The sequence below is a fragment of the Noviherbaspirillum saxi genome, assembly GCF_003591035.1.
Taxonomy (GTDB): domain Bacteria; phylum Pseudomonadota; class Gammaproteobacteria; order Burkholderiales; family Burkholderiaceae_D; genus Noviherbaspirillum; species Noviherbaspirillum saxi.
Genome location: NZ_QYUO01000002.1, coordinates 610,993 through 627,572, shown reverse-complemented (window position 1 = coordinate 627,572; position 16,580 = coordinate 610,993). Strand labels below are relative to the sequence as shown.

The 16,580-nt window shown below is 60.3% G+C and carries 14 protein-coding genes; all 14 read right to left on the bottom strand.

From position 1 onward, the window contains the following. Positions 1-159 precede the first annotated feature (159 nt). Positions 160-939 carry an SDR family oxidoreductase gene (locus D3871_RS18725; protein ID WP_119770595.1) on the bottom strand — a complete coding sequence of 260 codons (780 nt, stop codon included), beginning with the start codon at positions 937-939 and terminating at the stop codon, positions 160-162. 63 nt (positions 940-1,002) lie between these two features. Next, entirely contained in the window at positions 1,003-1,929 is a 927-nt protein-coding gene (locus D3871_RS18720) for a hydroxymethylglutaryl-CoA lyase (protein WP_119770594.1), read from the bottom strand. Between the two features lie 185 nt (positions 1,930-2,114). Further along, positions 2,115-4,145: an acetyl/propionyl/methylcrotonyl-CoA carboxylase subunit alpha gene (locus D3871_RS18715; protein ID WP_119770593.1), complete on the bottom strand. Its 2,031-nt coding sequence runs from the start codon at positions 4,143-4,145 to the stop codon at positions 2,115-2,117. A gap of 26 nt (positions 4,146-4,171) precedes the next feature. Then, positions 4,172-5,194: a biotin synthase BioB gene (bioB, locus tag D3871_RS18710; protein WP_119770592.1), complete on the bottom strand. Its 1,023-nt coding sequence runs from the start codon at positions 5,192-5,194 to the stop codon at positions 4,172-4,174. Then, entirely contained in the window at positions 5,194-5,952 is a 759-nt protein-coding gene (bioD, locus tag D3871_RS18705) for a dethiobiotin synthase (RefSeq protein WP_119770591.1), read from the bottom strand. Before bioD ends, bioB begins: the two co-directional genes overlap by 1 nt. Then, positions 5,949-7,145 carry an 8-amino-7-oxononanoate synthase gene (gene bioF / locus D3871_RS18700; RefSeq protein ID WP_119770590.1) on the bottom strand — a complete coding sequence of 399 codons (1,197 nt, stop codon included), beginning with the start codon at positions 7,143-7,145 and terminating at the stop codon, positions 5,949-5,951. Before bioF ends, bioD begins: the two co-directional genes overlap by 4 nt. Position 7,146: 1 nt before the next feature. Further along, positions 7,147-8,475 (bottom strand): adenosylmethionine--8-amino-7-oxononanoate transaminase, encoded by a 1,329-nt coding sequence (gene bioA / locus D3871_RS18695; protein ID WP_119770589.1) that lies wholly within the window; start codon positions 8,473-8,475, stop codon positions 7,147-7,149. 44 nt (positions 8,476-8,519) lie between these two features. Beyond that, a complete protein-coding gene (locus D3871_RS18690) occupies positions 8,520-9,305 on the bottom strand; it encodes an enoyl-CoA hydratase/isomerase family protein (protein WP_119770588.1) in 786 nt (261 codons plus the stop codon). Between the two features lie 31 nt (positions 9,306-9,336). Further along, on the bottom strand, positions 9,337-10,944 hold the full coding sequence (locus D3871_RS18685; RefSeq protein WP_119770587.1) for a carboxyl transferase domain-containing protein: 1,608 nt from the start codon (positions 10,942-10,944) through the stop codon (positions 9,337-9,339). Between the two features lie 10 nt (positions 10,945-10,954). Further along, entirely contained in the window at positions 10,955-12,139 is a 1,185-nt protein-coding gene (locus tag D3871_RS18680; RefSeq protein ID WP_119771436.1) for an isovaleryl-CoA dehydrogenase, read from the bottom strand. An 82-nt stretch (positions 12,140-12,221) separates the two neighbouring features. After that, entirely contained in the window at positions 12,222-12,920 is a 699-nt protein-coding gene (can, locus tag D3871_RS18675; RefSeq protein ID WP_119770586.1) for a carbonate dehydratase, read from the bottom strand. A gap of 123 nt (positions 12,921-13,043) precedes the next feature. Next, positions 13,044-13,940 carry an alpha/beta fold hydrolase gene (locus tag D3871_RS18670; RefSeq protein ID WP_119770585.1) on the bottom strand — a complete coding sequence of 299 codons (897 nt, stop codon included), beginning with the start codon at positions 13,938-13,940 and terminating at the stop codon, positions 13,044-13,046. A 33-nt stretch (positions 13,941-13,973) separates the two neighbouring features. Further along, positions 13,974-15,161 (bottom strand): ABC transporter substrate-binding protein, encoded by a 1,188-nt coding sequence (locus D3871_RS18665; RefSeq protein ID WP_158597979.1) that lies wholly within the window; start codon positions 15,159-15,161, stop codon positions 13,974-13,976. A 171-nt stretch (positions 15,162-15,332) separates the two neighbouring features. Further along, complete coding sequence (locus tag D3871_RS18660) at positions 15,333-16,541, bottom strand: acyl-CoA dehydrogenase family protein (protein WP_119770583.1); 1,209 nt, start codon at positions 16,539-16,541, stop codon at positions 15,333-15,335. Between the last annotated feature and the right edge of the window lie 39 nt (positions 16,542-16,580).

The window sequence follows — 16,580 nt, the reverse complement described above, 5'->3', positions numbered from 1 at the left end:
GTTTGTCCCGTCCGACAAGGTCTCCTCAGGGACGGCTTGATTAATAGGCTTCAAGAAATTAAAGGGACGGCGTCGGGCAAGGCGAAGTCACCTACCTCCCGGGCATTTTCTTTATGCGCAACTTACGTCGCAATGCCGGTGTTGTCTTGCGCAAACTTGCTAGTGCAAAGGCGTCTTAGACTTCTGCTGATATCGCCGCATGCCGTCGAGCCAGCGGTCGTAGTCGCTCACCTTACGATTCATGTAGCCCAACACCTCCGGGTGGGTGAGAATGAGAAAGCGCTCGTCGTCCAGGCCCTTTACCACCGCATCGGCCGCCGCCTCCGGCGTAACAGAGTTCTCCAGCAACGCTGCCTGGTCAGCCTCACTCACCGAGTCGAGCAGCATGTTGGTGCGCACACCCATCGGACAGAAGCAGCTCACCTTGATGCCATTTCCGCCATAGGCAATCGCGAGCCATTCAGCAAAGGCGACCGAACCGTGTTTGGTCACGGCGTAGGAAGGATCCGAGATGGAAAGTAGGCCAGCCGCCGATGCGGTTTGCAGAAGATAACCATCACCGCGTTCGAGCATGTGCGGAACAACAGCCCGTGCGGCGTAAACCTGCGACATCACATTCACCGACCATGCCTTGTCCCATCCAGCGTCTGGGGTGTCGATGCCGAGTCCAAGGGATACACCAGCATTCGAACAGAATAGGTCAATGTTGCCGAACTGCGCGATCGTTTCACGGACTAATCTTTTGACGTTGTCCTCTACGGCGACATTTGTCAGTACACCATGCCCGCCAATTTCTTCCGCCACTCTTGTTGCCGCATGACCATCCAGGTCAGCGACGACGATCGCGCGTGCGCCTTCCGCCGAAAAACGACGAGCCATCGCCGCACCGATGCCGTTCCCGCCGCCTGTCACCACGACTACTTTTCCTGAAACCTTCATTGCCGCTCCTGCGCTTTGTTTGATCAGGAAAAATGTAGTTCGAAGCCGGCGTGCGGGCTTGCGTCAATTGGCTGCGTGCGAAAGGTTTTCCCGTTTGGCGGCAATCGCATTGCCGGCGCGGCTGACCGCCTTGCGGCCGAGATGCTGAGAAATGAATTGTCCGGCATCGACCACCTTGTCGAGATCGATGCCGGTATCGATGCCGAGCCCGTGCATCAGATAGAGCACGTCTTCGGTTGATACATTGCCGGTCGCGCCCTTTGCATAGGGACAACCGCCGAGACCGGCGACCGAGGAATGGAAAATCGCAATGCCGACTTCCATGCTGGCGTAGATGTTGGCGCTCGCCTGGCCATAGGTGTCGTGGAAATGGCCGGACAGGCGCTCGATCGGGAATTCGCGCGCGACGCGTTCCATCACGGCCTGCACTTTCTTTGGCGTGCCCACGCCGATGGTGTCGGCGATATCGATTTCATCGCAGCCGAGTTCACGCAGCCGGCGCACCACGTCGGCCACGCTGTCGGCCGGCACCTCGCCCTGGTAAGGGCAGCCGAACGAGCAGCTGATGCTGCCGCGCAAGCGGATATGGTGTTGCTTGGCCGCTTGCGCCACATCGCGGAAACGCTCTATCGATTCGGCGATCGAGCAATTGATGTTCTTTTGCGAAAACGCTTCCGACGCCGCGCCGAAGATCACCACTTCATCGGCCTTGGCCGCGATGGCGGCTTCCAGGCCTTTCATGTTCGGTGTCAGCGCGGAATAGATCACGCCGGGCCTGCGGCGGATCTTGTCCATTACCTCGGCCGATGTCGCCATTTGCGGCACCCATTTCGGCGAGACGAAGGAAGCCGCTTCGATGTTGACGAAACCGGCGTCGGTCAGGCGGTCGACCAGTTCGATCTTGACCTCGGCGGGGATGGTTTCCTTTTCGTTCTGCAAGCCGTCGCGCGGGCCGACTTCGACGATTTTGACTTTGCTGGGCAGGGTCATGTTGGTCCCTCAGATATCGTTCATTGACGGCTCCTTCCCCTTCAAGGGGAAGGTTGGGATGGGGGCGCCCGGCGTAGGGATGGGTTTCGGTCCTTGCTGAACCCATCCCTACGCCGGGCGCCCCCACCCTGGCCCTCCCCTTGAAAGGGAGGGAACTTCATTTCCTTATTGGCGGTAGCGATGAATCATGCCGCCTTGAACGCCAGCAACTGCGCGCCTTCGGCCACCTGGTCGCCGACCGCATACAGCAATTCCTCGACCGTGCCATTGGCCGGCGCAGCAATCGTATGTTCCATCTTCATCGCTTCCATGATCAGCAATGGTGCGCCTTTTTCCACGGTCTTGCCTTGCTCGACCAGCAGCGCGACGATCTTGCCCGGCATCGGCGCTGTCAGGCGGCCGCCTTCGGCTTCGGCTTCGCCCGCATGCGCGAGCGGATCGTTGTAGTCGAGCACATAATGCGCGCCGCCCGAAAACACATGAAATACATCGCCCGCGCGCACCACCGTGCCGCGTATCGCCGTGCCATCGACCTTGATCACCAGATGCTGGCCAGTGCGTTCGACCAGGGTCATGGCCGACACGGCATTGTTCAGTCCCAGGCTCCAGCCGGTGTCGCGGTAACCGACAGTCAGCACAGAGGTATTGGCTTCTTCGGCAAATTCCAGGGTGCGTGCAAGCACGCCATTCATGCGCCAGCCGCTGGTATTGGCCCAGGGATCATTCGCAGCCGCGCCTGCATTTTGCTCGGACGACAACAACGAAGCCGCCGCCAGGCCGAGGATGTGCACCGATGCCGGTTGCGCTTGCGGAAACAAGGCATCGTGGTGCCGTTCGATCAATCCGGTATCCAGATCGGCTTGCGAAAACGGCTGGCTTTCCACCAGGCGCTTCAGAAACGCGACATTGGTGGCCAGTCCGACCACCTGGAATTCCGACAAGGCTTGCGACATGTGCGCCAGCGCTTCTTCCCGGTCATTGCCCCAGACAATCAGCTTCGCGATCATCGGATCGTAGAACGGCGAAATCGCATCATGCTGGCGCACGCCGGAATCGATCCGCACCGCAGCCGGATTGCCGGGCACGTCGCCATTGCCCAACTGGAAGGTGACTGCTGGCGGCGTGTGCATGTGCCGCAGCGTGCCGATCGAGGGCAGGAAACCCTTTTCCGGATTTTCCGCATAGATGCGCGCTTCCAGCGCATGACCGTGGATCCGCAGTTGTTCCTGCGTCTTCGGCAAGGTTTCGTCGAACGCGATGCGCAATTGCCACTCGACCAGATCGAGGCCGGTGATCATTTCAGTGACCGGATGCTCAACCTGCAGGCGGGTATTCATTTCCATGAAATAAAAATTGCCGTCCTCGCCGTTACGACTTTCTTCTGCGATGAATTCCACCGTACCGGCGCCGACATAGCCGACCGCCTTGGCCGCCGCGACCGCCGCCTCGCCCATCGCGCGGCGGCGCTCTTCGGTCATGCCGGGTGCCGGCGCTTCTTCCAGTACCTTCTGGTGACGCCGCTGCACCGAGCAGTCGCGCTCGAACAGGTAGACACAATTGCCATGGGTATCGGCGAATACCTGGATTTCGATATGGCGCGGACGGGTCAGGTATTTTTCGACCAGCACCTTGTCGTCGCCGAAACTGTTGATCGCTTCGCGTTTGCAGGATTCCAGCGCGGCCTTGAAGTCGGCGCTTTTTTCGACAATGCGCATGCCCTTGCCGCCGCCGCCGGCGCTGGCCTTGAGCAACACCGGATAGCCGATCTTGTCGGCCTGTTCCTGCAGGAAGGCGGCATCCTGATTGTCGCCGTGATAACCGGGCACCAGCGGCACATTCGCCTTTTCCATCAGCGCCTTGGCCGCCGATTTCGAGCCCATCGCATGAATCGCCGAGGCGGGCGGGCCGATGAAGGCCAGTCCCGCCTTGGCGCAGGCGTTGGCGAAGTCTTCGTTCTCGGACAAGAAGCCATAGCCGGGATGGATCGCTTGCGCACCGGTCGCGAGCGCGACTTCGATGAGCTTGTCGGCGCGCAGGTAGCTTTCCTTGGCGGGCGGCGGGCCGATCAGGACCGATTCTTCGCACACGGCAACGTGCTTGGCATTGGCATCGGCTTCCGAATACACCGCGACGCTTTTGACGCCGAGACGATGTGCGGTAGCGGCGACGCGGCAGGCGATTTCGCCGCGATTGGCGATCAGGATTTTGGTGAACAAATTACTTTCCTCTTATATTGAAAGATTCAGGACAATTTCGCATCAACTTGAGTATGCTTGACTCGCATGCCGAGCTTTTGCAGCAGCGCCATGTCGGCATTCGCATCCGGATTGCCGGTGGTCAGCAGCTTGTCGCCATAGAAGATGGAATTGGCACCGGCCTGGAAACACATGGCCTGCACCGCCTCGCCCATTTCGCGCCGGCCGGCCGACAGGCGCACCCGCGCCTTCGGCATCGTGATGCGGGCCACCGCGATGGTGCGCACGAATTCCAGTGGATCGAGCGGATCGAGGCCATGCAGCGGCGTGCCCGGCACTTGCACCAGGTGGTTGATCGGCACTGACTCGGGATAGGGATCAAGGTTCGCCAACTGCGCGATCAGGCCGGCGCGCTGCTTGCGCGACTCGCCCATGCCGACGATGCCGCCGCAGCACACCTTGATGCCCGCATTGCGCACCTTGTCCAGCGTGTCGAGGCGGTCGTCGTACCGGCGCGTCGAAATGATGTCGTTGTAGAACTCGGGTGCGGTATCGAGATTGTGGTTGTAGTAGTCGAGGCCGGCGGCGGCGAGGCGCTCTGCCTGCCCGTCCTCCAGCATGCCCAGCGTCGCGCAGGCTTCCAGGCCGAGCGCCTTGACACCGCGCACCATGGCTTCCACGTGATCGAGATCGCGGTCTTTCGGGCCGCGCCAGGCGGCGCCCATGCAAAAGCGGGTCGCGCCATGGGCCTTGGCGGCGCGGGCAGCTTCAAGCACGGTTTCCAGTTCCAGCAGCTTCTGCGCGGTCACGCCGGTGTCGTAACGTGCCGCCTGCGGGCAGTAACCGCAGTCTTCCGGGCAACCGCCGGTCTTGATCGACAGCAGGGTTGCGAGTTCGACTTCCTGCGGATCGAAGTTTTCACGATGCACTTGCTGCGCGCGGAACATCAGCTTGTTAAACGGCAGGTTGAACAACTCCTGCACCTTTTCCACCGGCCAGGCTTGCGCGGCAGCCGCGCGGGCGGCGGCGGGAGTGCGGAGTTCGTGAAAGGTAATGGCTTGCGATGACATCAGACTTCCTTTGCTTCAGAAACTTCGGAGGATAAGGTTACGGCCGTGCCGGCACCGGGCCAGTTCGGCAGGTTAGAAAAATCGAGGTAGGCTGCGGCAGCCGATGGCAGCGCAGGCGGCGAAACGGCGGGCAATCTCGGAATGACGCCAAGCAGCGGCGCGGGCAGGCGCGTACGCAGCGTGTCGATGTTGTCTGCCTGATAGCACATTTCCACATCGACCACGTTGGCGACCCAGCCCGCAAGCTGCAGGCCGCGCGCGGCAATCGCTTCGGCGGTCAGCAGCGCATGGCTGAGGCAGCCGAGCCGCAGGCCGACCACCATCACCACCGGCAGCGCGAGACGCTGCGCGAGATCGGCCGTATCAAATTGCTCGGTCAGCGGCACGCAAAAGCCGCCGACGCCCTCGACCACCACCGCATCCGCAGCGGCAGCGACCTGGCGGTAGCTGTCCAGGATATGACCAGGTTCCAACCTTACACCTTCCAGCGCCGCGGCGATATGCGGCGCGGCCGGTTCACGCAGCAGGTAGGGCGTGGTCAGCGACAGCGGAAGCACCACGTTGGCGGCTCCCTCCAGCGCATCGATATCTTCGTTATGCAGCACACCGTCGCGCAGTTCCGCACCGGCGGCGACCGGCTTCATGCCGGCGACGCGCACGCCGGTCTGCACCAGCGCATGCAGCAGTGCGCTCGCGGTGAGCGTCTTGCCGATCCCGGTGTCGGTGCCGGTGATGAAATAGGCAATATTCGCGCTCATGGCCTTACCTCGCGTTCGATCGCATTGAAGGCCTGCGCCAGTTGCGCGACGTCGGCGGCGGTATGCGCCGCGGACAAGGTGATGCGCAGACGCGCGGTATCGGCCGGCACGGTCGGCGGGCGGATCGCCGGCACCCAGTAACCCTGCGCATGCAGCAGCGCCGCAGCGCGCAGTGCTTCCTCATTGGCGCCGATGATCACCGGCTGAATCGCGGTCTGCGACGGAAACAATTGCCAGTGCCGCAGGCGCAAGCCATCCTGCAGTTGCGCAATCAGTTGCTGCAGATGCGTGCGCCGCGCCGCGCCTTCCTTGCCGGTAATCAGGTCGAGGCTGGCCAGCAGCGCATGCGACAGCGCCGGCGGCGCGGCGGTGGTGTAGATATACGGCCGCGCGCGCTGCACCAGCCATTCGATCACGGTGGCATGCGCGGCGACAAAGGCGCCACCCACGCCGGCAGCCTTGCCGAGCGTGCCCATGTAGATCAGGTTGTGCGAACGCAGCCGGAAGTGTTCCAGCGCGCCATGTCCATTGGCGCCCAGCACCCCGAAGCCATGCGCATCGTCGATCACCAGCCAGGCATCGTGTCGTTCACACAGAGCCAGCAGCGCCGGCAGAGGCGCAAGGTCGCCATCCATGCTGAACACGCTGTCGGTCACCACGATTTTCGTCTTCGCCGCGCTGGCCTTGAGCAAGCCTTCCAATGCCTCGACATCGCCATGCGCATAAACCTGTACGTTGGCGCGCGACAGACGCGCGCCGTCGATCAGCGACGCATGGTTCAGCGATTCGGAAAACAGGTCGGTGTCGCGTCCCGACACGGCAGCCAGTGCGGTCAGCACAGCGAGGTTGGCCATGTAGCCGGTGCAGAAAGTCAGAGCGCGTGCCTGTTCGATATAGGGCGACATTAGTCCGGCGAAACGCTCTTCCAGCAGGTCGTGCGCACGGGAATGGCCGCTGATCAGGTGCGAGGCGCCGCTGCCGACGCCGTACTTCTCCGCGCCCTCCTTTAGCGCCTCGACTAGGCGCGGATGCGCGGCCAGGCCGAGATAATCGTTGCTGCAGAAAGCCAACATCGGCCGGCCGTCGACTGTCACATGCGGCGCGCACGGCATGTCGGCGACGCGGCGGCGGCGCAGCAGCTTTTGCCGATCCAGCTGGTGCAGTTGCTGTTCAAGTTGGCCAAGTAATCGCATCTTAATCTCCTATCACTTCATCGAACACCTTACGTGTACGGACGGCCAGGCCGTCGATCTCTTCGTCATTCAGGACATAAGGCGGCATCAGGTAGACAGTGCGGCCGATCGGACGCAGCAGCAATTCGTGCTGCAGGCCAGCGGTAAAGAACTTGCGCGAGAACGCCGGATCATCGGTGATCGCATCGAAGGCCCAGATCATGCCGCGCTGACGGAAGTGCGCCACGCGTTTGTCTTCGGCCAGCGGCTTCAATGCCGTCGTCAGCCTCGTCGCGCGCTCGCGATTGCAATTGAGCACATCGTCCTGTTCGAAGATGTCGAGCGTGGCCAGCGCCGCGCGGCAAGCCAGCGGATTGCCGGTATAGGAATGCGAATGCAGGAAGCCGCGCTTCACATCGGCATCGTAGAAACCGCGATAGATTTCATCGCGCGTCATCACCAGCGACAGCGGCAGGTAACCGCCGCTGATACCCTTGGACAGGCAGACGAAATCCGGCCAGATATTGGCCTGCTCGCAGGCGAAGTAGGTGCCGGTACGGCCGCAGCCGACCGCGATTTCATCGGCGATCAGATGCACGCCATAGTGGTCGCACAGCGCGCGTGCTTCGACCAGATAGGTCGGGTCGTACATCGCCATGCCGGTCGCGCACTGCACCAGCGGCTCAACGATGACGGCGGCGATCTTGTCGGCGCGGTCGGCCAGCAGTTGTTCCAGTTGCATCGCCGCGCGGCGCGCGACGTCGGCCGCGCTCTGGCCGACTTCCGCAGTGCGCGCATCCGGCGTGGCGACCACATGCGCCTGCTGCAACAGCGGACCGTAGGCATCGCGGAACAGCGCCACGTCGGTGACCGCCAGCGCGCCGATGGTCTCTCCGTGGTAGCTGCCCTGCAGGCAAACGAATTCGCGCTTGTCGGTCTGGCCGCTGTTGCGCCAGAAATGAAAACTCATTTTCAATGCGATTTCGACCGCCGACGCACCGTCGGACGCGTAGAAGCAATGGCCGAGCACATGATTCGTGCGGACGGCAAGCCGCTCCGACAACCTGATCACCGGTTCATGAGTAAAGCCGGCGAGCATCGCATGCTCGAGAAGGTCGAGTTGCTCCTTCAGTGCGGCATTGATGCGAGGATTGGCATGGCCGAACAGGTTGACCCACCAGGAACTGATGGCATCCAGATAGCGCTTGCCGTCGGTGCCGAACAGCCAGGCGCCGCGGCCGTGGCTGACCGGCACCAGTGGCATCGTTTCATGGTGCTGCATCTGTGTGCACGGATGCCAGACGCTAGTCAGACTACGCGCGACCCAGTCGCCAGGTTGACATGGTTTCATTTGTAGCTCCATAACCCATCAAAGGGCGCAAGAGTTCATCTCGCTTACTCCAGCCACCCCGGCTTGCGCTTTTCCAGGAAGGAGCGCACGCCCTCGCGTCCCTCGTCGGAACTGCGGATATCGGCGATGCGCACCGCCGTGTCGGCGATCAGCTCCTCCGTCAGCGGCGCGCTCGCCACATCCTGCACCAGGCGCTTGGCTTGCCGGACTGCATGGGGACTGTTCGATACCAGCGCCTTGACGATCTCGGCGGTGGACGCGTCGAGCGCATCGGCGGTAGTCACCGCATGCACGAAACCGATGCGGTGCGCCTCCTGCGCGGAAAAACGTTCTGCCGTCAGAAAATACCGGCGCGCGGCGTTTTCGCCCATGGCCTTGATGACATAGGGTGAGATTGTCGCGGGAATCAGGCCAAGTTTGACCTCAGACAGGCAAAAATGAACTGTCTCGGCGGCAACACTGATATTACAGACCGCCGCCAGCCCCATGCCGCCGGCATAGCAGTCGCCCTGTATCTTCGCCACCACCGGCTTCGGACAGGCGTAAATCGACCGCAGCATTTCCGCGAGCTGAGCCGCATCGGCGCGGTTTTCCTCGTGGGTATAGCCGGCCATCTTCTTCATCCAGTTGAGGTCGGCGCCAGCGCAGAAGGCCGGACCATTCGCCGCCAGTACGATGGCTCGCAAGTTGTGATCCTTGCCAAGTTCACCGAATGCCTGCGTGATTTCGGCGATCGTCGTTTCATTGAAGGCATTGCGCACATCGGGCCGGTTCAGCGTGACGGTAGCCACTCTGTCCTCTATCTTCACATCCAGTGTCTGCCAGTTCATGATCGTCCTTTGCTTTTGGTTTGCAGCCACATCACATGCGGAACACGCCAAACCTGGTCTCGGGAATCGGCGCATTCAGCGATGCGGAAAGTCCCAGTCCCAGCACCATCCGGGTATCGGCCGGATCGATCACGCCGTCGTCCCACAGACGGGCCGTCGCATAGTAAGGATGGCCCTGGTGCTCGTACTGTTCGCGGATCGGCTGTTTGAAGGCTTCCTCTTCTTCCTTGCTCCAGCTGCCGCCCTTGCCTTCGATGCCGTCGCGCTTGACGGTCGCCAGCACACTAGCCGCCTGGTCGCCGCCCATTACCGAAATGCGCGCATTCGGCCACATCCAGAGGAAGCGCGGCGAATACGCACGGCCGCACATGCCGTAATTTCCGGCGCCGAAACTGCCACCGATGATCACCGTGAACTTGGGCACCGCCGCAGTCGATACCGCGGTCACCATCTTGGCGCCGTTGCGCGCGATGCCTTCATTTTCATACTTGCGCCCGACCATGAAGCCGGTGATGTTTTGCAGGAACACCAGCGGGATCTTGCGCTGGCAGCATAGCTCGATGAAGTGCGCACCCTTCAATGCCGATTCCGAAAACAGGATGCCGTTGTTGGCGATGATGCCGACCGGCATGCCGAAGATATGCGCAAAGCCGCACACCAGCGTGGTGCCGTAACGGGCCTTGAATTCGTCGAATTCGCTGGCGTCGACGATGCGCGCGATCACTTCGCGCACATCAAAGGGCTTGCGGGTGTCGGTCGGGATCACGCCATACAATTCATGCGTATCGAATTTCGGCGCGACCGGCTCGCGCAGCACGAGTTGTTGCGGCTTTTGGCGGTTGAGATTGCCGACGATGGTGCGCGCCAGCGACAGCGCATGCAGGTCGTTCTTCGCCAGATGGTCGACCACGCCCGACAAACGGGTGTGCACGTCGCCGCCACCGAGGTCTTCCGCGCTGACCACTTCGCCGGTCGCTGCCTTCACCAGCGGCGGGCCGCCGAGAAAGATCGTGCCCTGGTCCTTCACGATGATCGATTCGTCGCTCATTGCCGGCACGTAAGCGCCGCCGGCGGTGCAGGAACCCATCACGACCGCGATTTGTGGAATACCCTTGGCCGACAGGTTGGCCTGGTTGAAAAAGATGCGGCCGAAGTGGTCGCGATCGGGAAACACATCGTCCTGGTTCGGCAGATTGGCGCCGCCGGAATCGACCAGGTAAATGCAAGGCAGGTTGTTTTGGTCGGCGATTTCCTGCGCGCGCAAATGCTTCTTGACCGTGATCGGGTAATACGTGCCGCCCTTCACCGTCGCATCGTTGCACACGATCATGCATTCCTGCCCTGCCACGCGGCCGATGCCGGCAATCACGCCGGCGGCCGGCGCGGCATTGTCGTACATGTTGTACGCGGCCATCTGCGACAGTTCGAGGAAGGGCGTGCCGGGATCGAGCAGCATTTGCACGCGGTCGCGCGGCAACAGCTTGCCGCGCGCGGTGTGCTTCTTGCGCGCGTCTTCGCCGCCGCCGAGTGCCAGCTTTTCCACTTTCGCTTTCAGGTCATCGACCAGCGCCTGCATCGCGGCGGCATTGTTCTTGAAGTCGTCCGAACGGACATTGAGTTTGGAATCGAGGATTGTCATGTTCGGCCCCCTATTTAGTCTCGGCGAACAATTCGCGGCCAATCAGCATGCGGCGGATCTCGCTCGTTCCCGCACCAATCTCATACAGCTTCGCATCGCGCCACAGGCGGCCAACCGGATATTCATTGATATACCCATTGCCGCCCAGCGTCTGGATCGCCTCGCCCGCCATCCAGGTCGCCTTTTCCGCCGAATACAAAATCGCGCCGGCCGCATCCTTGCGCAGCGCGCGCACCGCTTCCGGGTTCTTCGCGCGGTCGCAAGCCTGGCCGACTGCGTACACATACGCCTTGCACGCCATCATGGTCGAGTACATGTCAGCGATCTTGCCTTGCATCAACTGGAATTCACCAATCGGCTGGCCGAATTGCTTGCGCTCATGGATATACGGCACCACCGCATCCATGCACGCCTGCATGATCCCCAGCGGTCCGCCGGACAAGACGGTGCGTTCGAAGTCGAGACCGGACATCAACACATTGACGCCCTTGCCGAGACCGCCCAACACGTTTTCAGCAGGCACTTCGCAATCCTGGAACACCAGTTCACCGGTGTGCGAACCGCGCATGCCGAGCTTGTCGAGTTTTTGCGCGACCGAAAAACCCTTGAACCCCTTTTCGATCAGGAAGGCGGTCATGCCGCGCGGGCCGGCTTCGATGTCATTCTTCGCATAGACCACCAGCACGTCGGCATCAGGACCATTGGTGATCCACATCTTGGTGCCGTTGAGTACCCAGCGGTCGCCTTTCCAGTCGGCGCGCAGCTTCATGTTGACCACGTCGGAGCCGGCATTCGGCTCGGACATCGCCAGTGCGCCGACATGCTCGCCGGAAATCAGTTTGGGCAGGTATTTCTGCTTCTGCTCTTCGGAGCCGTTGCGCTTGATCTGATTCACACACAAATTGGAATGCGCGCCATACGACAAGCCGACCGAGGCCGAGGCGCGAGAGATTTCTTCCATCGCGACGATGTGAGCAAGATAGCCCATGTCGGTGCCGCCGTATTCTTCGCTGACCGTGACGCCGAGCAGACCGAGTTCGCCCATCTTTTTCCAGAGATCCATCGGGAACTGGTCGGTGCGGTCGATTTCGGCCGCGCGCGGCGCGATTTCGGCCTGCGCGAACTGCTGCACGGTTTCGCGCAGCGCGGCGATGTCTTCGCCATGGTCAAAGGTCAAGCCGGGCAAGTAAATCATGTTCATTCGCGTTCTAAAAATGTTGTCAGCAAATCAGCTAAGATTGACGTTTACGTAAACGTCAATCTTAGCTCCAAAAAAATCAGCCTTCGTGGCTTCCGCAACACACCGGCTGCGGCCTTGCAGGATGTGAGTGATCAGGAGCGGTTTGAATGGCCCGTTGATATCGTTCATGCAGGTGGCTAGGCAACGAAACTGTTATACCGAGGTCGCGCAGCAACCCGTCGTGGAGGCCATAGATCCAGCCATGCACTGACAGCGACTTCCCCTTCCGCCACGCCGCCTGCACGATTGAGGTACGACAGACGTTTGCGACTTGTTCGATCACGTTCAGTTCGCACAGCCGATTATGTGCGTTACCAGATTTCGCGCATGCGTCTAGCTGTGCGCTGTGGCGGTCCCTGATGTCGTCGATATGCCGCAACCAGTTGTCGGCAAGGCCCGGGCGCCGGCCGCCCAGCGTTAGCCCGACACCGCCGCAACCGTAGTGACCTACCACCATGATGTCATCGACGCCAAGAACGTCGACGGCGAACTCGATCACAGACAGGCAATTCAAATCGGTATGGACTACCAGGTTGGCGACGTTCCTATGGACGAACACTTCGCCGGGATCGAGCCCAATGATTTCATTGGCAGGCACACGGCTGTCTGCGCATCCGATCCACAGGTACTTGGGCGACTGCTGCTGGGAAAGGCGGGTAAAAAACCCGGGATCGTCCGCGACTCGCCGCGCGGACCATAGCTGATTGTTTAAGAAGAGTTTGTCAACGCGTCCCATGAAAGCTCCTGTGGTTCCGTTCCCGGCCGTACATACCGGGAATCGCTTCATCCTGGAGACACGTTACCGTCGGTTGGGTGCGCCGTCTTGCGAAAACATGCTGCAGATCGAAATTCGGCTCGCCTATTGATCCAGGAATCCCTGAATGAGCCGATTGATCCGATCCGGTTGCTCATGAACGAGCCAGTGTGAACCCTCCGGAATTCGTTCCACGATCACATCGTCGATAAGATCTTCAATCCCCTCGATTAAAGGAGTGAGAAGTGCCACGTCGCTCTCGCCCCAGATCACCCGGACAGGAATGCGGATACGGAAATCCTCGGCAGCCAGGTTGAACTTTAGCGGGCCGGGATGATCGCCTGTGGGCGGATGCAGCGGCGAGGCCCGATAATAGTTGACTGCGCCCGTCAAGCCGCGTGCCCAGCACGCATGGTATTGTCGACGCACCTCAGCGGTAAACCAAGGCGTCGGGGTGCGACCCTTGGCATTCATGAACGCTTCGAGCAGCGCGAAATCATTGCGCGCGAGGACCGTCTCCGACCCTTTTGCACGCAACCAGTTCATGTATTCGCTTGCCGCCCGTTGGGCCGAGTCATTCATCAACGCCTTCCAGAACAAATAGGGATGGGGCGAATTGATGTTGATTAGCTTGTGTAGATACTGTGGATGGGAGATTGCAAAGTTCCAAGAAATGGCCCCGCCCCAGTCATGCGCCACCATCACAAATTGGCTGTACCCGAGGTGTTCTGCAAACAGCCGTAAATCTTCGACAATGTGCTTTGCCTTGTAGGATTCCAAGGCGTCCGGCATGGAAGACAGATTGAAACCGCGTAAGTCCGGAGCGACCGCGAAGTAGTCGCGGGCGAAATGGTGAAGTTGCGCCTCCCACTCGTACCAGAATTCCGGGAAGCCGTGCACGAACAGCAGCAGCGGCTTGCCGGGCGTTCCCGCCGACGCATAATGAAGGCGCATGCCGTTGGGAAGTGCGGCAAACTGGCCGCTGAGAATCGTATTGTGCATAGTCAAAGGGCGCCGCTGCTGCGGCGCGTGGTTTTAATAATCGAGAGGCCCCGTGATCGGAACGAATTTCGCTCCCTTCACCTGTGTCAGGATCGCTGACCGACTGCCGAGACGTTCATTCGGGCCAAAGGACACTGGCGTGGCGGCAAACACTGTCTTGAAGTTCCGGATTTGCTCCAAACCTTTAACTAGCGTTTCCTGGTTCAAGGTCTTGCCCGCGTTGCGTGCCCCCTCGGCAAATACAGACATCGCGAGATAACCGTAGACCATGCCGTCATCTGGCTCCTTGTTAAATTTATCCTGGTACCGCTTGACCGCAGCCTGCAGTGGCGGCGTTTGTTCCTGCGTGCGGATCGGGAGATATTGTGCCATTGCATACAATCCTTCCGCTGCCTCGCCCGCAATTTTGATGACAGTTTCATACATGCCGGCCTGACTAACCATCATGTCCACCGGCCATCCTTGCTTGCGTGCTTCCATCTTGGCAGCCGCCGTTTCGCGCACAATCGTACCCAGCATGACCACGTCAACATTGGCAGCCTTTAGCCGGCTAATCTGGGAAGAGAAATCAACCTCGCCACGCTTATAGCTTGCCCGCTCGGCAACGGCCATGCCATGTACTTTCAGCTGCTCCTCGACTGCGCGCAGAACGTTCTGGCCGGTCTCATCGTCCTGGTACAGGATGCCGAACTTTTTCTTACCCATTTTCTCGACTGCGTACTTCGTCATTGCCCTTACCTGTTCGCCATAGGGAACGGCCAGGCCGAACTTAAGCTTGTGAAAGGGCTTGTATGTGAAGTCGGCCGGTGTGCCAGCGAACAGTAGCGGGACGTCCTGTTCCAGCGCAATGTTCATCGATGCCTGCACCGGCGCAGAACCTAACGGCGCGATCAGTGCGAAAATCTTGTCCTGGTTAACCAGCTTCTGCGTTGCGAGGACCGCCTTTTTCGGGTCGAAAGCGGAATCCTCGACGATCAGTCGGACCTTGCGGCCATGGACACCGCCTGCCGCATTGATATCGTCGACGGCCAGTTGCAGGCCATCCCTCAAATGACTGCCGATGGAGCTGACCGGGCCGCTCAGATCCTGATGCGTGCCGAGAACGATCTCGGTATTCGTGACGCCCTGGACGGACTGCGCCTGCGCGCTCGTGAGCAGCCCCCAGGCTGTAGTTGCCGCCACCATGGCCTGTCCGAGACGGGCCTTCCAAGCAATGTTCATTTGTATCATCTCCTGTATGTTGTCTATTCGTTCGACGTTGCCATAGCGTCTTTGCTCATACAAAGGAATTCTCCCATCTCGGGAACACGGTCCTTTCGCATGATGGAATTCAATGTAGAGCCGGCGGCGAACGAAGTCTTGCGAAATCTGGCTATTTCGCCGGCCATGCCTCTAGCGATATTTCTTGAGTTCAAGTTTCCCGATCTGGTTGCGGTGGACTTCGTCCGGGCCGTCGGCAATGCGCAGCAGCCGGGCGGTCGCATAGGCCGCTGCCAGTCCGAAATCATTTGTCACTCCGGCCCCGCCAAAAGCCTGGATTGCCCAGTCGATGACCTTGCAAGCCATGTTTGGCGCCGCGACCTTAATCATGGCAATCTGTGCCTTCGCAACTTTGTTACCTACGGTGTCCATCATATAAGCGGCATGCAGCGTCAGCAGTCGTGCCTGGTCGATCAGGATGCGGGATTCGGCGATCCGCTCCAGAGTTACGGTCTGTTCCGAAACGAGTTTGCCGAAGGCAGTGCGTTCCATCGTCCGACGGCACATCTTTTCCAGCGTGCGTTCGGCCAGCCCGATGAGGCGCATGCAATGGTGGATTCGTCCGGGCCCCAGACGGCCCTGTGCAATTTCGAATCCCCGACCTTCCCCCAGCAGGATGTTTGACTCCGGGACCCGCACATTGTCGAACACGACTTCGGCGGCGCGGTCGGGGACGCCGTAAAAGCCGAAAACGGGCAGCGGACGTACGACGGTAACGCCCGGCGTGTCTTTTGGTACCAGGATCATCGATTGCTGAAGGTAGCGGTCAGCATTGTCGGGATCCGTCTTACCCATGAAGATCATGATGTTGCAGCGCGGGTCAGTCGCACCGGTTGTGAACCATTTGCGGCCATTGATTACGTATTGATTCCCTGCGCGTACGATCGACGATTCAATATTCGTGGCATCGCTTGAGGCCACGGCCGGTTCGGTCATGGCAAAGGCCGAGCGCGCCTTACCCTCAAGTAGCGGCTGCAACCATTTCTCCTGCTGCTCGGGCGTGCCGTAGCGTGCGAGGACTTCCATGTTTCCGGTATCGGGCGCGGAACAGTTAAAGACTTCAGGCGCCAGGAGGGAGCGCCCCATGATTTCACATAGCGGCGCATATTCAAGGTTGCTCAAGCCTGCACCATGTTCCGACGCGGGCAGGAACAGATTCCACAGGTCGGCCGCCTTCGCCTTTGGCTTCAGTTCTTCCACAACGGGCTGGACCGCCCACGGGCCGCCCTCGGTCGATTCCTTGTAATAGCGCTCTTCATTTGGATAGATGTGTTCCTGCATGAAGCTGTTCAGACGCTTTTGCAAGCCCTGTACCCTGACCGATGGTGTCAAGAAGTCCATGATTTTCCTTGTCGAATTGAGTTATGGTCGATTGCGTCG